This is a genomic window from Brevibacterium otitidis, from assembly GCF_042429315.1.
Classification (GTDB): domain Bacteria; phylum Actinomycetota; class Actinomycetes; order Actinomycetales; family Brevibacteriaceae; genus Brevibacterium; species Brevibacterium otitidis.
Genome location: NZ_JBHMAU010000010.1, coordinates 19,968 through 39,918 on the forward strand (window position 1 = coordinate 19,968; position 19,951 = coordinate 39,918).

General features: G+C 67.9%; 18 protein-coding genes. 6 read left to right on the forward strand and 12 right to left on the reverse strand.

Annotated elements, in window-relative coordinates; translation table 11 throughout:
* Nucleotides 1–24: 24 nt before the first annotated feature.
* On the reverse strand, nucleotides 25–1,125 hold the full coding sequence (locus ACFFN1_RS00880) for a VIT1/CCC1 transporter family protein (RefSeq protein ID WP_376837723.1): 1,101 nt from the start codon (nucleotides 1,123–1,125) through the stop codon (nucleotides 25–27).
* Between the two features lie 272 nt (nucleotides 1,126–1,397).
* Between ACFFN1_RS00880 and ACFFN1_RS00885 the strand changes: the two genes are divergently transcribed.
* Together ACFFN1_RS00885 and ACFFN1_RS00890 are read left to right on the forward strand one after the other, a co-directional pair.
* A complete protein-coding gene (locus ACFFN1_RS00885; protein WP_376837725.1) occupies nucleotides 1,398–3,398 on the forward strand; it encodes a M20/M25/M40 family metallo-hydrolase in 2,001 nt (666 codons plus the stop codon).
* A 128-nt stretch (nucleotides 3,399–3,526) separates the two neighbouring features.
* Complete coding sequence (locus tag ACFFN1_RS00890; RefSeq protein ID WP_376837727.1) at nucleotides 3,527–3,985, forward strand: DUF3817 domain-containing protein; 459 nt, start codon at nucleotides 3,527–3,529, stop codon at nucleotides 3,983–3,985.
* Between the two features lie 120 nt (nucleotides 3,986–4,105).
* On the opposite strand, the gene menC is transcribed toward ACFFN1_RS00890, so the two are convergent.
* Nucleotides 4,106–5,227 carry an o-succinylbenzoate synthase gene (gene menC, locus ACFFN1_RS00895; RefSeq protein ID WP_376837729.1) on the reverse strand — a complete coding sequence of 374 codons (1,122 nt, stop codon included), beginning with the start codon at nucleotides 5,225–5,227 and terminating at the stop codon, nucleotides 4,106–4,108.
* 75 nt (nucleotides 5,228–5,302) lie between these two features.
* Nucleotides 5,303–6,463 carry a M20 family metallopeptidase gene (locus ACFFN1_RS00900; protein ID WP_376837730.1) on the reverse strand — a complete coding sequence of 387 codons (1,161 nt, stop codon included), beginning with the start codon at nucleotides 6,461–6,463 and terminating at the stop codon, nucleotides 5,303–5,305.
* Between the two features lie 91 nt (nucleotides 6,464–6,554).
* Between ACFFN1_RS00900 and ACFFN1_RS00905 the strand changes: the two genes are divergently transcribed.
* The 3 genes from ACFFN1_RS00905 (at nucleotide 6,555) to ACFFN1_RS00915 (ending at nucleotide 10,360) form a co-directional block, all read left to right on the forward strand.
* A complete protein-coding gene (locus ACFFN1_RS00905; RefSeq protein ID WP_376837732.1) occupies nucleotides 6,555–8,048 on the forward strand; it encodes a glutamate-cysteine ligase family protein in 1,494 nt (497 codons plus the stop codon).
* A 110-nt stretch (nucleotides 8,049–8,158) separates the two neighbouring features.
* Nucleotides 8,159–9,388, forward strand: coding sequence for a pyridoxal phosphate-dependent aminotransferase (locus ACFFN1_RS00910; RefSeq protein WP_376837733.1), 1,230 nt, complete (start codon nucleotides 8,159–8,161; stop codon nucleotides 9,386–9,388).
* 18 nt (nucleotides 9,389–9,406) lie between these two features.
* Nucleotides 9,407–10,360 carry a DMT family transporter gene (locus tag ACFFN1_RS00915; RefSeq protein ID WP_376837735.1) on the forward strand — a complete coding sequence of 318 codons (954 nt, stop codon included), beginning with the start codon at nucleotides 9,407–9,409 and terminating at the stop codon, nucleotides 10,358–10,360.
* Here the strand turns inward: ACFFN1_RS00915 and ACFFN1_RS00920 are convergent.
* The 6 genes from ACFFN1_RS00920 to ACFFN1_RS00945 form a co-directional block, all read right to left on the reverse strand.
* Nucleotides 10,317–10,703, reverse strand: a complete 387-nt coding sequence (locus ACFFN1_RS00920; protein ID WP_376837737.1) for an ArsR/SmtB family transcription factor — start codon at nucleotides 10,701–10,703, stop codon at nucleotides 10,317–10,319. The genes ACFFN1_RS00915 and ACFFN1_RS00920 overlap by 44 nt on opposite strands.
* Before the next feature lie 184 nt (nucleotides 10,704–10,887).
* A complete protein-coding gene (locus ACFFN1_RS00925) occupies nucleotides 10,888–11,043 on the reverse strand; it encodes a zinc transporter permease (RefSeq protein ID WP_376837739.1) in 156 nt (51 codons plus the stop codon).
* Nucleotides 11,044–11,287: 244 nt separating this feature from the next.
* Nucleotides 11,288–11,866 (reverse strand): peptidoglycan-binding protein, encoded by a 579-nt coding sequence (locus tag ACFFN1_RS00930; protein ID WP_376837741.1) that lies wholly within the window; start codon nucleotides 11,864–11,866, stop codon nucleotides 11,288–11,290.
* A 222-nt stretch (nucleotides 11,867–12,088) separates the two neighbouring features.
* On the reverse strand, nucleotides 12,089–12,670 hold the full coding sequence (locus tag ACFFN1_RS00935; protein WP_376837743.1) for an NlpC/P60 family protein: 582 nt from the start codon (nucleotides 12,668–12,670) through the stop codon (nucleotides 12,089–12,091).
* Between the two features lie 196 nt (nucleotides 12,671–12,866).
* Nucleotides 12,867–13,433 (reverse strand): peptidoglycan-binding protein, encoded by a 567-nt coding sequence (locus tag ACFFN1_RS00940; RefSeq protein ID WP_376837745.1) that lies wholly within the window; start codon nucleotides 13,431–13,433, stop codon nucleotides 12,867–12,869.
* 677 nt (nucleotides 13,434–14,110) lie between these two features.
* Nucleotides 14,111–16,060, reverse strand: a complete 1,950-nt coding sequence (locus ACFFN1_RS00945; protein WP_376837747.1) for an acetate--CoA ligase — start codon at nucleotides 16,058–16,060, stop codon at nucleotides 14,111–14,113.
* Nucleotides 16,061–16,208: 148 nt separating this feature from the next.
* Between ACFFN1_RS00945 and ACFFN1_RS00950 the strand changes: the two genes are divergently transcribed.
* Entirely contained in the window at nucleotides 16,209–16,589 is a 381-nt protein-coding gene (locus ACFFN1_RS00950; RefSeq protein ID WP_376837749.1) for a hypothetical protein, read from the forward strand.
* 17 nt (nucleotides 16,590–16,606) lie between these two features.
* Here the strand turns inward: ACFFN1_RS00950 and ACFFN1_RS00955 are convergent, their stop codons facing one another.
* From ACFFN1_RS00955 to ACFFN1_RS00965, 3 genes are read right to left on the reverse strand one after another with little or no spacing between them, the layout of a single operon-like run.
* Complete coding sequence (locus ACFFN1_RS00955; protein ID WP_376837751.1) at nucleotides 16,607–18,226, reverse strand: hypothetical protein; 1,620 nt, start codon at nucleotides 18,224–18,226, stop codon at nucleotides 16,607–16,609.
* Nucleotides 18,213–18,866, reverse strand: a complete 654-nt coding sequence (locus tag ACFFN1_RS00960; RefSeq protein WP_376837753.1) for an ABC transporter ATP-binding protein — start codon at nucleotides 18,864–18,866, stop codon at nucleotides 18,213–18,215. The genes ACFFN1_RS00955 and ACFFN1_RS00960 overlap by 14 nt, the downstream gene beginning before the upstream one ends.
* Entirely contained in the window at nucleotides 18,866–19,936 is a 1,071-nt protein-coding gene (locus ACFFN1_RS00965; protein ID WP_376837755.1) for an NAD-dependent epimerase/dehydratase family protein, read from the reverse strand. The genes ACFFN1_RS00960 and ACFFN1_RS00965 overlap by 1 nt, the downstream gene beginning before the upstream one ends.
* Between the last annotated feature and the right edge of the window lie 15 nt (nucleotides 19,937–19,951).

Sequence of the window (19,951 nt, forward strand, 5' to 3'; positions counted from 1 at the left end):
TGTGGGAGCGCCGGGCCCGAGGCGTCAGCCGACCGAGGTGCCGAAGAGCAGGCCGAGCAGATAGGTCGCGGTGGCCGCGCCGAATCCGATGGCCAGCTGGCGCAGCGCGCGCGGCAGCGGCGGGCGGCCGGAGAGCACGCCGACGGTGCCGCCGGTGCCCAGCAGCACGAGGCCCACGAGCCCGGCGGCGGTGAGGACCGCCGGCATCCCGGACATGCCGAAGATGTAGGGCAGGATCGGCACGACCGCGCCCGAGGCGAAGAAGCAGAACGACGAGGCGGCAGCTCCCAGCCCGGTGCCGAGCTCCTCGTGCTCGGCATCGCCGGCGACCTGCGCGGTATGGGACGGCAGGGTGCCGCCGTGGGCGCGGGCGAGGGTGCGCCGGGCCTTGGCCAGCGCGGTCTCCGGGTCGTGGCCGCGGGCGCGGTAGACGAGGGAGAGCTCATTGGCGTCGAAGTCGAGGGCGGTGAGCGCCTCGGCGGGCTGCCGGACCGGGCGGGAGGCCTCGAGCAGCTCGCGCTGGCTGCGCACGGAGATGTACTCGCCAGCACCCATCGACAGGGCTCCGGCGAGCAGGCCGGAGATGCCGGTGAGCAGGATGACCGGGTTCGACATGCCGGCAGCGCCGACGCCGAGGACGAGGGCGAGGTTCGAGACGAGACCGTCATTGGTGCCGAAGACGGCGGCGCGGAAGTTGCCGGAGAGCCGGGCGCGGGACTTCGCCGCCAGGGCGCGCACGACCTCGGCGTGGACCTTCTCATCAGCGGCCATCTGGTCGGTGGCGAACTGGTCGGTCTCGTACGGGCTGGTGGTCTCCTGCTGCTGGATGAGGGCGAGCACAAAGACGGAGCCGAAGATGCTGCCGAGCATCGAGAGGATGAGAGTGCCGAGGTCAGGGCGCCGGCGATGCTCGGCATGCGGGCCGAGGAGTTCGATCCAGTGCTGTTGGTGGCGGCGTTCGGCATCGGCGATGGCGAGGAGGATCTCACGCTCCTCGCCCTCCTTGCGGGCGGCGAGTTTGCGGTAGACACGCTCTTCGAGGCGCTCATTGGCCAGGTGCCGCTGCCACCGGCGGATGAGGGCAGGGCTCGGCTCGGCAGGCACTTGCGCACGGGTATCAGGCATACGTTCAATGATAGGCGCAAATGTTTGTTGATCCAACATGTGCGCAGATGAGCAAAGGAACTTTTCTGTGCATTCTCTGCGTCCGTGGGATCCGCATGTACATGCCGATCTCGGCGGTTTCTGTTACCGTTCCGTTGCGGGTGTTATCGTTTCGTTACTAAATGTGGAGTGAACTGTAATACTGTGTTGGACTGTGTGATGCCGATCACTATGTGGTGCACAGCGAGGTGCACTGCCCGCAGAAGGATCGAAAGGTTGATATGTCGAAACGAATGGCACGCGTTGCTCTCGCGGTGACAGCCGCAGCGGCACTCGGCCTGGGGATGACCTCCCCTGCAATGGCCGCTCCAGTGACACAGCACACCGATATGGGTGTGACCGGTGACCAGGTGTTCAAGCACCTGTCGAAGCTGAACGAAATCTCCATGGCCAATAAGGACGATGGATACCGCGCGCTCGGCACCAAGGGCTATGAAGAAGCCTCCAAGTACGTCGAAGGCGTCATGGAAGAAGCCGGCTTCGAGGTTGAGCGGCAGGAGTTCGACCTCCCGCGGCAGACCTTCGGCGAGGTCAGCCTGAGCGTCAACGGCGAAGAGCAGACGGACTTCGGCTCGATCTCGAACGCCGAGGGCACCGAGGAACCGCTCAAGGACGTTCCGATGACGCTGCCGACAGGTGAAGGAGAGAACTCCGGCCTGGGTTGCTCCGATGAAGCCTTCACCGAAGACAATGCCGACTCCATCGTCCTCATCCAGCGCGGCGAATGCGCCTTCGGCGACAAGATCACCAACGCCAGCAAGGCCGGTGCAGCCGGCGTCATCATCTACAACAACCAGGATGGCGCCAACAACTTCACCGCCGGAGACCGTGTGAAGGGCAATGCCCCCGCCGGCGCTCTGAGCAAGGCCCAGGGTGACGCCCTGGCCCAGAAGATCAAGGACGTCGATCCGGAGGATCCGGAGACCGCTGTCACCGCTGACATGACGGTTGAGACGACCTTCGAGACCGTCAAAACCTGGAACGTCATGGCCGAGACCACGGACGGCGACCCGGACAACGTGCAGATGATGGGCGCGCACCTCGACAGCGTTCCTGAGGGCCCTGGCGTCAACGACAACGCCTCCGGCGTGGCCGGACTCCTCGCTGTTGCCGAGGGCATGGCCGCACTCGACTACAAAGTCGACAACAAGGTCCGCTTCGGATTCTGGGGCGCAGAGGAAGTCGGCCTCGTCGGTTCGACCCACTACGTCAACGACCTCGCTGAGAACGCTCCTGATGAGCTGGCCAAGATCAAGTCCTACCTCAACTACGACATGATCGGCTCGGAGAACTTCGTCGTCGGCACGCTCGACTCCGATGGGTCCGATGTCGAGATCCCGCCGGGCGTCAACGTTCCGGAGGGCTCGGCTGAGCTGGAGAAGATCTACACCGACTTCTTCGATGCCAAGGGTCAGCCGCACATCGGCACCGAGTTCTCGGGTCGTTCGGACTACCAGGCCTTCATCGAGAACGACATTCCGGTCTCCGGTCTGTTCTCCGGTGCTGACGGCATCAAGACTGAGGAAGACGTCGAGAAGTTCGGCGGCGAAGCCGGCGTGCAGCGCGACCGCAACTACCACACCCCGGACGACAACCTCGAGAACGTCAACCGCGAATCGCTCAACATCTTCGCCCCTGCCATGGGCTGGGCTGCGCACGTCCTCGCCTACGAGCTCGAAGAAGGCAGCGATGACGGCGAGGGCAATGACGACGATGAGGGCAATGACGATGGTGATGACGCTCCGATCGAGCGCGGCCTGAGCATCGAGCCGGAGCAGATCTCGCCGACTGACTTCGTCAACAAGGACAAGGGTGTCACCATCACTGCAGCCGGCTGCACCCCGGGCACCGAAGCCACTCTCATGGTTGAGGCCCAGGAAGGCGACATCCTCAAGCACGAGGACACCGCTGAGGTCGGCGAAGACGGCACCGTCTCCTTCGGTGTCCACGGCGTCGACGAGGCTCGCGCCAGCAGCTATGTCGGCACCTACGACGTCGTTGTCAGCTGTGAGGGCGGCGACGATCTGACCGGCACCTTCACCGTCGGCGACGTCAAGGATGACGACGGCAAGGGCGGCGACGAGAACGGCAAGGATGACAAGGGCAAGGACGACAAGGGCAAGCTGCCGCGCACCGGCAGCGAATCCGGCCCGCTCGTCTGGGGAGCTGCCGGACTGCTGATCGCAGGCCTGGGCATCACCGCCGCCACCTTGCGCCGGAAGTCGAACTCCTGAGACAGCATCAGCAGCTGAGCGCCTGCATGAGCAGATGACCAGCTGAGCTGACAGCAGCGGGGGCCGATGGCAATGCGCCATCGGCCCCCGTTTCGTCTTCTGCCAGGCGGTGCGGGCACAATGGTGTGGTGACTCCTAAGAAGCTCTTCACCACATTCGCCATCGCCGAGGCCATCACCTGGACCCTGCTCATCGCCGGCATGATCCTCAAATACGTCACCCACACCACTGAACTCGGTGTGCGGATCGGCGGTGGCATCCACGGGTTCGTGTTCCTCACCTACTGCGTCGTCACCGTGCTCATCGGCACCTCACAGCGCTGGAAGGCAGGTCAGATCGCAACCGGCCTGGGCTCGGCCATCATCCCCTACGCCACGATCCCGTTCGAGATCTATGCTCGACGGGCCGGCATCCTCGACAGCGACTGGGAGCTCGGCCGCGGCCCGCGCGAGCCCCGCAACTTCTTCGAAGGCTGGTGCGCCTGGGCGATCCGCCGGCCGGTCCAGGCCGTCATCGTCGGCTTCATCGGCGTGGCAGTCCTCTTCACCGTTCTGCTGATCCTCGGCCCGCCGGTTCCGCAGAGCTGAGGATCAGCAGACAGACGAGCAGATCCCCGGTGAGCACTGCTCACCGGGGATCTGCTCGTCTCAGCCCGTCAGCCGGGCCAGCTCAGCCGCCAGTTCGCCCAGCCAGTTGAGCCCGTCAGCTCAGCTGGGGGTGATGTCGAACTTCGCGACGCGGAACTTCTCCAGCTTCGCCGGGTCGATCGTCACGCCGAAGCCCGGGCCTCTCGGCACGTCGACGACGCCGTCGTGCATGACGATCTCCTCGGTGATGTCCTCGTGGAAGAACCGCTTCGAACCCGACACATCACCGGGCAGCGTGAAGCCCGGCAGTGAGGCCATCGCCGCATTGGCGGCCCGGCCCAGACCGGTCTCGACCATGCCGCCGTGCCACACGGCAACACCGTGGGCGCGGCACAGATCGTGGATGCGCTTGGCTTCGATGTAGCCGCCCACGCGGCCGGGCTTGATGTTGATGACCGAGGCGGCGCCCAGGCTGATCGCATCGGCAGCTGCCTCGGCGGAGACGATCGACTCATCGAGGCACATCGGGGTGTCCATGAGCTTGGCCAGCTGCGCATGCTGCCGGATGTCGGCCTCGCCGAGGGGCTGTTCGATGAGCAGCAGGCCGTACTCGTCGAGCCGCTTGAGGTGGTTGGCGTCGACGAGCGTGTAGGCGGCGTTCGCGTCGACCTGGAAGAGAAAGTCATCGCCGAACTCCCGGCGCACGGCTGCCACCGGTTCGATGTCGGCGCCAGGCTTGATCTTGAGCTTGATGCGGGCATAGCCCTCATCGATGTATCCGGCGATCGTCGTGATGAGCTCGGGGATCGAATCCTGGATGCCGACCGAGACGCCGGAGGGGATCTGATCGACAACGCCGCCGAGGTAGTCCTTGAAGGACAGGTTCTGCATCTTCAGCTGCGCTTCGATGACCGCCATCTCGAGGGCGGACTTGGCCATCGGGTGGCCGATGATGTGGCGCAGATGCCAGCCGACCGTCTCAGCGGTCAGGTGCTCGACGCGGAACAGCGCCGGTGCCAGCCAGTCGCGGGTGACGTCGATGCCGCCGGTGGTGTACTCCTCGGAGTACAGCGGACCGACCATCGCCACCGACTCGCCCCATCCGGTGATCTCGCCGGCTGGCGTGTCGAAGCGGGCTTCGACGAGGTAGCAGTCCTTCTCCGTCTCCCGCATGAACGAGGTGGTGAACGGAGAGACGAGCGGCAGTCGGATCTGGTGGAGGGTCAGCGATGTCAGTTTCACAGCAGGCTCCCGTGCGGCGTTGCGGCGGTTGATACCGCCACCTTAGCAATCCGCCGGCAGCGGAGAGCTGGCTGCTCAGTCGGCGAGCTGGTCGGCGATGAGGGCCGCGAGCAGCGCTGTGCGCGGTGGGATCTCGGAGATGATCGCGTGCTCGTGCTCGGCGTGGGCGCCGTCGCCGACGGCCCCGAGTCCGTCGAGGGTCGGGATGCCGTCGCCGGCGGTGAAGTTGCCGTCGGAGGCCCCGCCCACTGCGGTGCCGGTCGGCTCAGCGATCCCGAGCTCGGCGGCCAGGGCGACGGCCCGGTCGAACAGGTGGGCAGCGGCGTCGCGTTCGAACGGCGGCCGGTTGATCCCGCCGGTCACCTCGACCCGGGCGCCGGGCAGCTGCGCGGTGAGCGCCTTCATCTGCTCTTCGATGCGCTGCTGCTCCTCGATGAGCCGGGCGCGCACATCGACGTGGACGCTGGCCTCGGCCGGCACCGTGTTCGGGGTGGTGCCGCCGCTCAGCGTCGTCGGCACCACGGTGGTGCCCTTCTCCGCATCGGCCAGATCCGCGATGAGTGGCATGAGGCGGGCGAGTTCGAGACCGGCGTTGACGCCCTTCTCCGGTTCGAGACCGGCGTGGGCGGCCTTGCCGTAGACGGTGACATGATAGTCGGAGGTGCCCTTGCGGGCGAGCTTGAGTGCGCCGGCGGCCGAAGCCTCCATGACGTAGACGGCGCGCGCACCGGCGGCCTCCTCGCGGATGAGCTGCGAGGACGTCGTCGAGCCGAGCTCCTCATCGCCGGTGATGAGGAGGGTGAGGCCGTCGAGTGCGGCAGCATCGCCGAGCGCATCGAGCAGCATCGCGGTGGCGTGGATGCTCATGATCGTGCCGGTGAGCATATCGAAGCTGCCGGGCCCGCGCAGGATCCCATCAGCCGTGGAGAACGGCAGCCGCTCCAGGGTGCCGTGCGGCCACACCGTGTCCTGGTGGTTCAGCAGCACCACCTTCACCGGACCGGAACCGAACCGCAGGCGCAGGTGCGTGACGCCGTCGATCTCCACCACCTCGGGAGCGGTGCCCAGCCGCTCCTCGATGAGCGCGGCGAGGTCCCGGGCGCCGGCGGCGACCGCGGCGAGGTCCTCCGAGGGCGTCTCCAGCGTGATGACCCGCTCCAGGTCGGTGAGGATCTGCGGCAGCCGCGCCTGGGCGGCATCAGGCAGAGCGGCAAGGTCGACGGAGCGGTCAGTCATCAGGTCCTCAATTCCACACAGCGGCGTACAGTCGGGATCATTGTATGCCGCAGGCCTGCCCAGGCGCGGTCCCGGCACGTATCATCAGGTCATGGGAGATGACGTTTCGAGGCAGCGCTATACGCCGCAGCAGCGCACCAGCTACCGTGAGCAGCTCAACGCTGATCTGGAGACCTTCGACTCGTATCTGCAGGAGGCGGAGTTCTCCAGTCAGGGCACGATCGGCCTCGAACTCGAGCTCAACCTCGTCGATGCGGACATGCAGCCGGCGAAGGTCAACCACAAGGTGCTCGAGTCGATCGACCATCCGGACTTCCAGTCCGAGATCGGCGCCTACAACATCGAGCTCAACCACCCCGTCCTCACCGTCCAGGGCGATGGGCTCACACAGCTGCAGGACGGCGTGCAGTCCCGTCTCGACATGGCCCATGCCGCAGCAGCCGAGCACGGCGCAAAAGTCGCGATGATCGGCACGCTGCCGACGCTGACGACCGAGTTCCTCGAAGACCCCAGCTGGGTCACCGACGAGAACCGCTACCGGGCGCTGAGCAACGCCGTCATCGACATGCGCGGTGAGCTGGTGCGCATCGAGATCCACGACCGCGAGTACTACCGGCACGACTTCACCGATGTGGCCCCCGAATCGAGCTGCACCTCGATGCAGCTGCACCTGCAGGTCCCGCCCAATCGGTTCGCCACCGCCTGGAACGCCTCGCAGGCGATGGCCGCAGCCCAGGTGGCGCTCAGCGCCAACGCCCCGCTGTTCGCCGGGTACAAGCTGTGGCATGAGAACCGCATCCCGGTCTTCACCCAATCGATCGACACCCGCGCCCCCGAACTCGTCACCCAGGGAGTGCGCCCGCGGGTGTGGTTCGGCGAACGGTGGATCACCAGCGTCTTCGACCTCTTCGAGGAGAATGTGCGCTACTTTCCGCCGATGCTGCCCGAAAGCCGCGAGGAGTCCGGCACCCCGGTGATGCTCGGCAGCTCCCCGGCGCTGCACTACCTCAACCTGCACAACGGCACCGTGTGGCGCTGGAACCGGCCCATCTACGCCCCCGACGGCGATCTCGCCCATGTGCGGCTGGAGAACCGGCTGCTGCCGGCCGGTCCGACCGTCGTCGACCTCATCGCCGATGCCGCCTTCTACTACGGCGTGGTGAAGTACATGGGCGAGGAGAACCGGCCGGTGTGGTCGCGGCTGTCGTTTCCCGATGCGGAGAAGAACTTCTTCGCCGCCGCCCGCTCAGGTCTGTACTCGCGGATCCTGTGGCCCAAGCTCGGCCGCGTTGACGTCGCCGAGCTCATCCGCACCACCCTCGTGCCGCAGGCGCGCAAGGGTCTGCAGATGCTCGACGTCGACGCGGCGATCATCGACGAGTACATGGACATCATCGAAGCCCGGGCCCGCACCCGGCAGAACGGCGCGACCTGGCAGCTGCGCACCCTGATGGCGCTCAAGCCGCGGCTGACCGATCCGGACACCGCTGAGCGGCGGGCGGCGCTCGCACGATTGCTCGAGCTCTACATCGGCCATCAGGCCACCGGCGAGCCGGTGCACACGTGGCCGGTCGGCGATCAGTAGGCGAGTCGGCGATCAGCAGCCCGGTCGGCGCCCACCTGGGAGCCGCCCGCCCGGTCGCCGCCCGCCTGTCGAGGTGTGGTGCACCGCACGCGGTATGAGAAGCTGACGCTATGACACAGCGCAGCATCCGCATCTCTGAGCGGGCCCAGACCGTCCGCCCCTTCGCCGTCATGGACATCGTCTCCCGGGTGGCCGAACTCAGAGCGGAGGGCAGGGACGTCATCTCCCTGTGCGTCGGCGAGCCCGGCCAGGGAGCCCCGGCCGCGGTGCGCCAGCGGGCCCAGGAGCTCATGCGCGACGGCACCGACCTCGGCTATGTGCCGGTCACCGGCATCCGCGAGCTGCGCGAGGCGCTGTCGGGTCACTACCGCCGCTGGTACGACCTCGATGTGCCCGCCGACCGGTTCTTCGTCACCACCGGCTCCTCCGGCGGGTTTCTGCTCGCCTTCCTCGCCGCCTTCGACGCCGGCGACCGGGTGGCGCTCGCCCGCCCCGGCTATGCCGCCTACAAGAACATCCTCACCGCTCTCGGCTGCGAGGTCGTCGAGCTCGACTGCGGTGTCGCCGAGCGCTTCCAGCCCACCGTCGAGCTGCTGGAAGCCGCCCACGCCGAGGCGCCGCTGCGGGGTCTCATGGTCGCCTCCCCGGCCAATCCCACCGGCACGATGCTCGACCGGGAGAGCCTCATCGAACTCGCCGGCTGGTGCCGCGCCCACGACGTGCAGCTGATCTCCGATGAGATCTACCACGGCGTCACCTTCCCCGGCACCGAGGCGACCGCCGGCGGCAACCCCAACGGCGAGACCGCCATCGCCTATGCCGATGAGGCGATCGTCATCTCCTCGTTCTCTAAGTTCTGGGGGATGACCGGCTGGCGGCTCGGCTGGGCGATCATGCCCGAGCCCATCCACCAGGCCGCCGCCGGCTTGGCCGGCAACCTCACCCTGTGCGCGCCGGTGCCGGCTCAGCATGCGGCAGTGGCGGCGTTCTCCGATGCCGCCTATGCCGAAGGCGAGGCAGCGGTCGCCGGGTTCGCCGCGGCCCGCCAGTACGTTCTTGATGCCGTCGATGAGCTCGGCTGGAAGGACCTCGCGCCCTGCGACGGCGCCTTCTACATGTACGCCGACATCACCGGTGTGCTCGGCCCCTATGCCACCGCCACCGAATGGTGCGCCGCGCTGCTCGAAGAGGAGGGTGTGGCGCTCTCACCCGGCCTCGACTTCGACAGCGTCCACGGCGATGAGTGCGTGCGGCTGTCCCTGGCCGCCGGCCCGGATGCGATCTCCGCGGCGCTGGCCCGCATCCGGACCTTCACCGACCGGGTCCGCGATGCCGGCTGAGCTGGGGCTGCGGTGGGCGTGAACGCCGCGCCGGCGCTCGCCCGCCTCGGCGTCCTCATCGCCGCCGTGTGCCTGGGTTCGGCGGCGCTGCTGCTCACCATCTCCCAGGCCTCGCCTTCCACGGCCGCCTTCCTGCGCTGCGCCCTGGCGATCCTCGCGCTCGCTCCCTTCGCCGTCGCCGAGGTGTCCCGCCACGGCCTGCCCGGAAAGGCGACAGTCGGCATCGCCGCCGGTGCCGGGGCGTTCCTCGGATTCGACTACATCATGTGGGCGCAGAGCGTCTACGACGCCGGCGTCGGGGTCTCGACGGTGCTCATCAGCGTGCAGGCTGTTGTGTTCCCCGCCCTTGTGTGGTTGCTGCACCGGGAGCATCCCGGCCGACTCTTCCTGTGGTGTGTGCCGGTGATGCTCGGCGGCATGCTGCTGACCGGCGGTGCCTTCGGTGTCGATCCCGGAGCGGCGGCACCGCTGCGCGGGGCAATCCTCGGTGTGCTCTCCGGGGTGCTCTACGGCGTCTACATCTACGGCACCCACCGCTGCCGGGTGCTGTCTCCTGCGCTCATCGTCACCCCGGTGCTCATCGCCACGACGGCCGCCTGCCTCGTGACGCTCATCGGCGGGCTGGTGCTCGGCGGATTCGACTTCGACCTCGGGCTCTCCGGCTGGGCGGCGATGGTCGGCCTGGCGGTGCTCGGTCAGGCCGGAGCGTGGGGGCTGCTGGCGGTGTTCTCCACTCGGCTGCCGGTGACGGAGACGGCCTCTCTCATGCTCGCCCAGCCGATCACCGCGGTGCTGCTGGGCACGCTGCTGGCAGGTGAGCAGCTGGCGGTCGGTCAGTGGCTGGGCATCGTCATCGTGGTCGCCGTCGTGTGGCTGGTCTCCGGCGGGATGCGGGTGCTCAGCCGCCGCTGTCAGGCTGCTGCCGAGGTCAGAGGTGCGGTTCGGCGGCGTGGGCCATCGCATCGACGATGACGTGGGCGACGTGGTCGTCCTTGAGCGAGTAGATCGCTTCGCGGCCCACCCGGTCGACGCTCACCAGATGCAGTCCGCGCAGCAGCTTGAGGTGCTGGGAGACGAGCGGCTGTGAGAGCGCGGTCTGGTCGACGATGCCGGAGACCGATGTCGGTCCGTGCGAGAGGACCAGCAGGATGCGCAGGCGCGACGGGGTCGCCAGAGCCTTGAACAGCTCGGCGGTGCGGTTGATCGTGGCGTCGTCACGCACATCGGTAGGGACATCGGTCAGCAGTGTCTCCGAGACATGGGGGTGGTCGTCATGTGTACGCGGGAGGGCGTCGATGTCTGGTTTCGTCTGCATGGGAAAACTCTATTCTCGGAGTGGGAGTGAGTGTAGTGTGACACCACTATAATTTCCGGCCGGTAGTTAAGTATCGTGCCACCGCTGATTCCGCGCGAGAAAGTGGGGACTGCTCACTGCGCTATGCGGCCGGGCACTCACGTACCCGGCCACATAGTCTCAGGGTTCTTCGGGCGAGCGCTTCTCAGTGCTCGTCGTAGTGGTCACCGTGCTCGGCGTGGCGGTGGCCGTCGTGGATGTAATCGACGTGGTCGCCGTGCTGCACCTTCTCGTGGGTGCAGTCCGCGCCGCCGTGCTGGTGCTCTTCAGTGGTGTGCTCTGCGATCTTGTGGTCGGCCATGCGATCCTCCTTCTGTTGTAGCGGCGGTTCGTGCATCACTCAATGATAACCGCTTGCCTTATATGTAATCTTAATTATACCTGCATTCGTCGCGACCTGAGCAACCGGGGTGTCCCATTGCGGTGTTGCTTTGGTCACGTCATGGCAGAGCCGGCGTGGTCACCCCAGGACAGAGTCGGCGTGGTCACCCGGTCGCAGCGTCCGCGGAGAACCACAGGGAATCGCCGCCGGGTCCGGCCGCGCGTCACTCGGAGGCGGTGACGGAATCGTAGGAGCTGAGGATCTCCTCGGCCAGCGGCTGCCAGCGTCCGTATGCGTGCGGGAACCCGGAGCGCTGCACCGCCTGCGCCGCCTCATTGGGGGTCATCGACTCCCAACCGGCGATGTGCACCAGGCCGGGATTGCGCCCTTCGGGATTGACCCCGTAGAAGGACTGCGCGGCCCACACCGGATCCTGGATCTCCTCCGGGGTGCCCCAACCTTGCGAGGGCCGCTGCTGGAACAGCCCCAGGGAATCGCGGTCGCCGTGGTCGAGGTTGCGCAGCGAAGACTCCTGCAACGCTGTCATGAGCGCGATGATGATCGCATCATCGGGCAGATCGGCATCGCGGCCGACGTCGATGATCGTCTGCGCATAGCCGATCTGGCTGTCGTTGAGACGGTCGACATGGCTGAGCTCCCACTGGCGCACGATCGTCGGACCGGTGACACCCATCGCGCCGATCGCCCACACGACGATGAACACCGACGCGAGGATCGCGGCGGTGATGCTGAATCCGATGGTGGGGCCGACGTACTGCCCGCGGCGCGAGGAACGAGCCATGCCCGCCATGCTATCGCCTGGCCCGATGTTCATGACACTGCGGCTCCGGCTTGTCGAGGGCTAGGTTCATCACAATCGCCGCACCTGTCCTGTGCTGCCGGTTCCAGCGCAGCCAGACGACCGCCTCGGGACCGGCCCAGCGCACCCACCCGGCCGGTGAATGCAACAGCGGACCCCGCCGTTATGGGGGGTCCGCTGGGTGCGGTGTGCCGCAGCGCCGGATCAGAGTCCGTTGAGGCGGTAGGGTACGAAGCCGTCGAGGCCGTCGTAGGGGTAGCCGATGTCGCGGGCGACGGCGCCGGACCCGCCGGCCTGTTCGAGGGCGTGGTAGGCGGTGTGCTCCTCATTGGCCCAGCCGTTGAAGATCGCCACATGGCCGTTGGCACCTTCGGTGCCTGGGCCGCCGCGCATAAGCACGTCACCCGGCTGCAGGTCCTCCATCGGGATCTCGTGTGCGACGTCGGGCAGGGTCACGGTGCTGAGGCTGTCGTCGAGGCCCCAGGCCATCGAGACGAAGCCGGAGCAGTCGGTGCGGTAGTGCTTGCCGTTGACGTCCGGGTAGGTGGCCTCCATGCTGTACGGCACGCCTTCGTTGACCCAGAACTGGGCGCGGTCGATGATCTCCGCGCGACGGTCGGCATTGGCGGTCTCGGCCTGCTCGGCGGCTGCGGCATCCGCGCCCGAGGCGGGGGTCGCCGAGGCCTGTGCCGCCGGGGCGATCGCAAGGCCGGTGGCGGCCATGGTGACAGCGGCAGCAGCGGTGCCGATGCGGCGGGTGGTGGTGCTGAGAAGAGCGAAAGTCATGATCCTCCGTCCGAGGGGTGGGGTGCAGAGGGGACTGCGGGGATTGTGGGGTTGAGGGGATCTGGGTGGTCGAGGGGATTGTGGGGGGGGGGCTTCCTGAGGGGCTCTCGGGTCCCCTCAGGAAGCCGTTCGGCCGACAAGGGGAGTGCGACCTCATGGGGGATGAATCAGGGGAGGGGGTGCGTCAGGGGATGTTTCACGGGATGGCAGGTGCGTCGCCGTGGGCGGCCAGCAGCTCGCGGGCCAGCGGCTCCCACTTGGCGTAGGCATCAGGGTAGGCCGAGCGCTGCACAGCCTGGGCGGCCTCGGTCGGGGCCATGTTCTCCCAGCCTTCGACCTGGATGAGGCCCGGGTTGGAGCCCTCAGGGTTGATGCCGTAGAAGGACTTCGAAGCGTAGACCGGATCCTGGATCTGTGCTTCCGTGCCCCAGCCCATCGACGGACGCTGCTGGAACAGGCCCAGCGAATCGCGGTCGCCGTAGTCGAGGTTGTACATCGTCGATTCCTGCATGGCGGTCATGAGGGCGATGACGATGCCCTGGTCGGAGATCTGTCCGCCGCGGCCGACGCCGATGATGGTGCGGGCGTTGTCGATCTGCTCCTGGTCGAGCTGATCGATGGAGGCCATGGCGGCCTGGCGCTGCTCGACCGGAGCGGAGGCGGGGTTAAAGTCCGGTGCTGCCAGTGCCGGTGAGGCCATCACGCCTCCGCCGAGGATTCCAGCAGTCAGTGTCGCGGTGATGAGGGTCTTGGTGAGCTTCATGTCACTACTCTTTCGGGTTCTCGGGGATTCTTCCGGGGGTGGTGTGCAATACCACTGAGCGCTGCTGCCAGGTGGGGGCTGACCTCGGACCGTGGGTGGGGCCCGTGCCGCAGATCTCAGCGACGTGTTCCACGATTGCAACCGTTTCGTGATCTCTCAACCGCCGACGGCTTCGAACAGTCTGAATGCGATCTTGGTGCTCACTGAATTCAGCGTCGGCAGCAGGTGGCGGCGATGCCGCTCTCGGGCGCGCACATGCGCCGCAAGCCCGTCGTGCAGGCTTCAACAACCCAGCTGGTCATCGGGCTGAGGGAACATCAACGCAGCGTCAGAGAGTCCGGAATCTGAAAGAACTTGAGCGATATTCAAGGCTTCTCGAGCTTTCCGGTTACCACTTTCGGGTTCCGGACTTAGACGTTCGTCGTAGTCAGGTGTGCTGCAGATCACTGAAAACACCGCCTCGGCGGGTTCACATCACAGCAGGATCACGAACACATGTCGTTGTCATCATCGACATGACAGCTTCGTGATCTCAGCGCGCTCGGTCCCCGGACACGGCACTCAGGCACCCGAGCGCTCGGTTCCCAGACTTGCCACCCCATGTACACAAGTGCGGGCGGGACACCAGCCGGTGCCCCGCCCGCAGCGGTCGTCTCAGACGCTCAGCGTCTCAGCGCTCATCCCTCCCGCAGCGCTGCACGCATCCGGTCGAGCACCTCGGGATCCTCGATCGTCGACGGTACTGCCACATCCGGGCGGCCATCGGCGATCTCGCGCATCGTCTTGCGCAGGATCTTGCCGGAGCGGGTCTTCGGCAGGGCGGTGACGACGTCGACGCGCTTCATCGCGGCCACCGGGCCGATGTCGGAGCGCACGAGCGAGACGAGCTCGGTCTTGACCGTCTCCTCGTCGATACCCGGGGCGTCCTTGAGGACGACGAAAGCACGCGGGATCTGGCCCTTCGTCGGATCGGCGACACCGATGACAGCGCATTCGGCCACGGCCGGGTGCGCGGCGATCGCGGCCTCCATGATGCCCGTCGACAGGCGGTGGCCGGCGACGTTGATGACATCGTCGGTGCGGCCCATGACATAGACGTAGCCGTCCTCATCGATGAGCCCGCCGTCACCGGTGAGATAGCAGCCCTCGATCGCCGAGAGGTAGGAGGAGATGTAGCGCTCATCGTCGCCCCACACCGTCGCCATGGTGCCCGGCGGCAGCGGCAGCCGAATGACGACGAGCCCGTCCTGACCAGCCGGCACCGGACTGCCGGCGGCATCGACGACCTCGACTCGGTAGCCGGGCACCGGCTTCGTCGGGGAGCCGGCCTTGAGCGGGTACTCCTGCAGACCGATCGGGTTCGTCGCGATCGGCCAGCCGGTCTCGGTCTGCCACCAGTTGTCGATGACGGGGATCGACCGGCCGGTCGCCTCGGCGAGCTTCTCGGTCGTCCACTCATAGGTGTCGGGGTCGAGGCGCTCGCCGGCCATGTACCAGGCCTTGAGCGAGGCCATGTCGTAGCGCTTCATCACCTCGCCGTCGGGATCCTCCTTGCGGATGACGCGCATCGCGGTCGGCGCGGCGAAGAACACGTCGACGTCATGTTCGGCGACGACCCGGAAGAACGTCGAGGCATCCGGGGTGCCGATCGGCTTGCCTTCGAACAGCACGGTCGTCACCCCGCCGATGAGTGGGGCGTAGACGATATAGGAGTGCCCGACCACCCAGCCGACGTCTGAGGCGGTGAACATCGTGTCACCGGGATGCAGATCGAAGAGGTTCGGCAGCGACCAGGCGAGCGCGGTCGCGTAGCTGCCGTCGCGCACGATCCCCTTGGGCTTGCCGGTGGTGCCCGACGTGTAGAGCACGTAGAGCTCATCGGTCGAGGCGACCGGCGTGCACGGGGCGTGCTCGGTGGTCGCGGCGAGCAGCTGGGCATAGTCGAGGTCGCGGCCGTCGATGAGCTCGCACGGATGCTGTTCGCGCTGGACGATGACGGTGAATTCGGGGTCCTCCTCGGCCTTTTCGATCGCGGCGTCGAGCAGCGGCTTGTACTCGATGACCCGGGTGCGCTCGATGCCGCAGGAGGTCGAGATGATCGCCTTCGGGCGCAGGTCGTTCATCCGCACAGCCAGCTCATTGGCCGAGAACCCGCCGAAGACCACCGAGTGGATCGCGCCCAGGCGCGCGCAGGCGAGCATCGCGACGACCGCCTCGGGGATCATCGGCATGTAGATGACGACGGTATCGCCCTTGCCGATGCCGCGACCGGCCAGCGCCTGCGCGAAGCGGGCGGTCTCATCGAGCAGCTCGCTGTAGGTGAAGCGCTTGATCTGGTCGGTGACGGGGGAGTCGTAGATGAGGGCGATATCCTCGCCGCGGCCGGCCTCGACGTGCCGGTCGAGGGCGTTGTAGCAGACGTTGAGCTCGCCGTCGGGGAACCAGCGGTAGATCGGGGCGCGCGAGGTGTCGAGGGCGCGGGTCGGCTTCTTCACCCAGTCGATGAGCTCAGCGGCGTCGAGCCAGAAGCCCTCCGGATCCTCAGCGGCGAAGGCGAAAGCGCGGTCGTAGGGGGTGTCTGTCGGCTGCTGCGCCGTCGCGGCGGCGCTGTCAGTGTGATCGCTCATACTCTATTGTTGCCTACGACACACTAGAGTTGAACAGCGGGTCTCCTCGCGCCGGCGCCTGCCGGCTGCCCCGCGCCCGAGGCGGTGGCTGGGACCTGCAAAGACGTGCCGGTGCGCAGCAGGTGCTGGCGGAGGAGCTGAAGAGAGAATGCGCTACGTCGTCGCCATGGCCCTGGCCGCGCTCGCCGTTCTGGGCATCCACTGGGCGGTGGGGCTCGGTTCGCTGCCGCGGCCATGGGGTGCGCTGACACTCGGCACGATCGCCGGTGTGGTGATGGTCGGCACGCTCATCATCTGGGAGATCGTCAGCCCCAGTGAGGACAACGCCGACCGCGACAAGCGGATCGCCGTCGAGGAGGCGGCCAAGGACGAGCAGCGCGAGCTGCGCCGCGCCCAGCGCGAAGCCTCCCGCAGTGCCCGCCGCGGAGAACAGCCCGAGCCGCGTGCTGATGAGCAGGCCGAGCCGGGCGCTGATGCGCAGGCGAAGCCGGGCGAACCGGGCGCCGGGCGACCAGACGGCACCGACTGAGGCCCCACGTCACTGGGTCACTGGTGTGCGCTGCGACGCAGCCGGTAGACCGCCCAGCCGGCCACGCCGGCCAGCAGCACCGCACCACCTGCCGGTGAGACCACTGTGCTGGCAGCCAGCAGCATTCCCAGCGCACCGAGCGCTGTCATGAGAACCGGGGTGATCAGCTGTGCGATGACGCCGACGGGCAGCGCACCGGCTTCGGTCATGACCGCCGGAGCCAACCAGTTCGGCGGCGGGCGCAGTGCGGCGTGTGTCGCTGCCGCCGCGCAGATGAGCGTGAACAGGCAGGCAAGGGCGAGAAGCAGCGGCTGGCTGAGCTGCACGGTCACCGGCAGGAATACGAGGGCTCCGGCGGGCAGCAGCACCGCCACCGGTGCGAGTGCGATGAGGAGCCGGGAGGTGGCGAGGCTGAACGGGAACACCTCGGTGAAGGACGGGTTCGCAGCAGAGGTGCGCACACTCATGACGGCCAGCCAGCCGGCGATCCCCAGGCTCAGGCAGGCGATGAGGACTCCGGCGACCGGCAGCTGACCAAGCGGCATGGCGCTGGCCGCCCACGGCAGCAGCACCGTTATGGCGAGCAGCGCCGGTACGCCTGCCGTGCGGGTCAGCCCGATGAGCAGTCCGGTCGGCAGGGCCAGCAGAGACGGCAGTCGCATCAAGCGTGCCGCCAGTTGGCCGGAGCGCCCTCCGCGGTGAGTCCGCAGGCGGGCGAAGAGGGTCGTGGCAAGCGCATTGGCATCGGCGGTCACCAGCCCGAAGCGCATGAGCTGCGAGGCCCGCGAGCCGGCTTCGAGCTGCGGCCACGACAACCGTGGGGGCCTCAGCACCATCCACGCGGCAGCGGCAATGATGAGCAATACCAGGACCGCTGCGAACCCGATCGCGACCGGTGCGGCCAGTCCGCTCGCTGCAGCGTGCATGACTGTGCCTGTGAGGTCGCCCAGCGGTGCGGTGAGGGCAAGCAGCGCCAGTGCCGCGACCGCAGCCCACAGCAGCCGGTCGCCGAGCTGCTCGGTGTCGACCGTCGTGCCGAACAGGCCCGTCTGCAGGCCAATGAGGATGAGGGCACCCGCCGCCCCGGTGGCCGCCAGCACGGTCACAAGTGCGCTCGCGGCAGCTGCGGTGATGCCGAGGTCGAACGCCACCGCGCCACCGGTGGCCTGCCAGGACAAGTGCGGCACGAGCGCCATCAGCCCGATGATGATCCCGCCGGCCACCCCGCCGAGGATGACGGCACTCAGACGGCGGCGCAGCCAGGCTGGGCTGAAGCCGGGGTGCTGGAACAGCCACACTCTCACCGGTTCGGGCAGCCCGAGCGGGCCGAGGCGGGTGAGCAGCCAGGCGAGCACGAACATTCCGCACGCGGCGATGAGGACCGACTGCAGGACGGGGAACGGGGAGGCGACCACCGCATCGGCGACGGCGCCGGCCGGCAGGGCGGTGAGCGCCGCGACTAGCGGTGCGGCGAGGGACTGCGCGGCCGAGGCGAGGACGGCGATGAACACGGCTGCGGCCAGCGCGTAGGTGTAGACCGCCCCGGCGCTCAGCGTGTGCGGGCGGCGGCTGCGGGTGAGCCGGGCGAGGCCGGCAGGGGTGAGGGGGTGCGGCAGGGTCGGTTCAGGCGGCGTCATAGCCCAGCGTCCCGTCGGGGTGTTCGCAGATCTGCACGGTGGTGGTGCGCTCGGGGTCGATGAGCGCGTCGTCGTGGGTGGAGAGCAGAATCGCCGTGCCGCTCTCCGCGCGGGCAATCAGCAGGCGGCGCAGCGCCTGGACCGAGGCGGCATCGAGGTTCTGTTCGGGCTCATCAAGTAGCAGGACCTCGGCTGGCCGGATGAGCGCGCTGGCCAGCAGCACCTTGCGCCGCTGCCCGCTGGAGAGCGCCTCCGGGTAAGCGTCGAGGAACCGGATCGGCAGGTTGAGGGCGGCACAGATCTCGGTGATGGCCGCCTCGGGAGCGGTGACGTCATGGGCTCGGGCGAGCAGCGTCAGGTGCTCACCGGCGGTGAGCCCGGTGAGCCAGGCGTCGTCGCCGAGGAGGGCTGCAACCTGCCGCTTCCAGGCAGGCCCGGTGTGGTCTGCCGGTTCGCCGCCGAGCAGCACGCGGCCGGAAAGCGGCGTCTGCCGGCCGGCGATCGTCTGCAGCAGGGTCGATTTGCCGGCCCCGTTCGCCCCGGCCAGCCGGGTGATCGACCCGGGCTGCAGCTGCAGGTCGAGCGGCGGCAGGGCGAATCCGGCCGGGTAGCCGGCGACGAGGCTTTCGATGGTGAGCATCAGCGGCCTGCCGTCAGCGCGGTCCCAGGTTCGGGCGCGGTGCCGCCGTAGTGGGCGGCGAGTTCGGCCAGGCCCTCCTCGATGCTCACCCGCGGCGTCCAGTTGAGGACTTCGCGGGTGCGGCGCTGATCGAACCAGTGGGCGGTTGAGAGCTGTTCGGCGAGGAACCGGGTGAGCGGCGGCTCATCGGCCAGGGTCTCATGCAGGCGGGCGGCGGCCTGCTCCGGCAGCCGGTCGGTCAGCGTCTCCTCAAGATCCCCGGCGAGCTCCCACACCTTCTCCACGACAGTCCCGGCGACCAGCGCAGCCGGCACGGGCACGCTGAGCTTCGGGCGGCGGGCGCCTCCGGCCAGGGCCATCTGGGTCATGAGCTCGCCGACCGGCCGCGGTTGGCCGTTGGTGACGACGAGCGCCTCACCGTGGTGGTGGTCGACGGCGCTGAGCCCGGCGACGATCGCGTCGACGGCATTGGTGATGTAGAGCGTATCGATGAGCGCGGCACCCGTGCCGAGCACCGGCATCCGGCCGGCGCGGGCGCGGTCGATGATCCGCTCGGTCAGCTGCGTGTCCCCTGGCCCCCACATGAGGTGCGGGCGCAGCACGAGCACCCGGAAGTCTTCGCTGTCAGCGGCGAGTGCCAGCAGTTCGCCGTGGGCTTTGGTGCGCGCATACTCACCGCGGGCATGCTCAGGATCGGCCGGGCCGGCCCCGACGCCGACAAGCGAGTCACCGGCATGGGCGACCGAGGGCGAGGAGATGTGCACGAACCGGCTCACGCCTGCATCCTGGGCCGCTGAGAGCAGTGTGCGGGTGCCGGCGATGTTGATCGCCTCGAAATCGGCCGGGTCGCCGGTCATCGAGACCTTCGCCGCCAGGTGGACGACCGCCTCCTGCCCGGCCACCGCCTCGGCGACGGCAGCGGCATCGGTGATCGAGGCGACGATGTCGCGGGCCCCGCCGACCCCCGACGGGCGGCGCTGCAGGGTAGTGACCGTGTGCCCGGCGGACACGAGCGCGGCGGCGACCGAGGAGCCGAGCAGGCCAGATGCGCCGGTGACGAGAATCTTCACTGTTCCTCCTGGTGA

What these genes read in the sequence shown, in the direction of transcription:
- ACFFN1_RS00880 (WP_376837723.1), bottom strand. Translation starts at nt 1,125, where the DNA reads ATGCCTGATACCCGTGCGCAAGTGCCTGCCGAGCCGAGCCCTGCCCTC.
- ACFFN1_RS00885 (WP_376837725.1), top strand. Translation starts at nt 1,398, where the DNA reads ATGGCACGCGTTGCTCTCGCGGTGACAGCCGCAGCGGCACTCGGCCTG.
- ACFFN1_RS00900 (WP_376837730.1), bottom strand. Translation starts at nt 6,463, where the DNA reads ATGACTGACCGCTCCGTCGACCTTGCCGCTCTGCCTGATGCCGCCCAG.
- ACFFN1_RS00905 (WP_376837732.1), top strand. Translation starts at nt 6,555, where the DNA reads ATGGGAGATGACGTTTCGAGGCAGCGCTATACGCCGCAGCAGCGCACC.
- ACFFN1_RS00910 (WP_376837733.1), top strand. Translation starts at nt 8,159, where the DNA reads ATGACACAGCGCAGCATCCGCATCTCTGAGCGGGCCCAGACCGTCCGC.
- ACFFN1_RS00920 (WP_376837737.1), bottom strand. Translation starts at nt 10,703, where the DNA reads ATGCAGACGAAACCAGACATCGACGCCCTCCCGCGTACACATGACGAC.
- ACFFN1_RS00925 (WP_376837739.1), bottom strand. Translation starts at nt 11,043, where the DNA reads ATGGCCGACCACAAGATCGCAGAGCACACCACTGAAGAGCACCAGCAC.
- ACFFN1_RS00930 (WP_376837741.1), bottom strand. Translation starts at nt 11,866, where the DNA reads ATGGCTCGTTCCTCGCGCCGCGGGCAGTACGTCGGCCCCACCATCGGA.
- ACFFN1_RS00935 (WP_376837743.1), bottom strand. Translation starts at nt 12,670, where the DNA reads ATGACTTTCGCTCTTCTCAGCACCACCACCCGCCGCATCGGCACCGCT.
- ACFFN1_RS00940 (WP_376837745.1), bottom strand. Translation starts at nt 13,433, where the DNA reads ATGAAGCTCACCAAGACCCTCATCACCGCGACACTGACTGCTGGAATC.
- ACFFN1_RS00945 (WP_376837747.1), bottom strand. Translation starts at nt 16,060, where the DNA reads ATGAGCGATCACACTGACAGCGCCGCCGCGACGGCGCAGCAGCCGACA.
- ACFFN1_RS00950 (WP_376837749.1), top strand. Translation starts at nt 16,209, where the DNA reads ATGCGCTACGTCGTCGCCATGGCCCTGGCCGCGCTCGCCGTTCTGGGC.
- ACFFN1_RS00955 (WP_376837751.1), bottom strand. Translation starts at nt 18,226, where the DNA reads ATGACGCCGCCTGAACCGACCCTGCCGCACCCCCTCACCCCTGCCGGC.
- ACFFN1_RS00960 (WP_376837753.1), bottom strand. Translation starts at nt 18,866, where the DNA reads ATGCTCACCATCGAAAGCCTCGTCGCCGGCTACCCGGCCGGATTCGCC.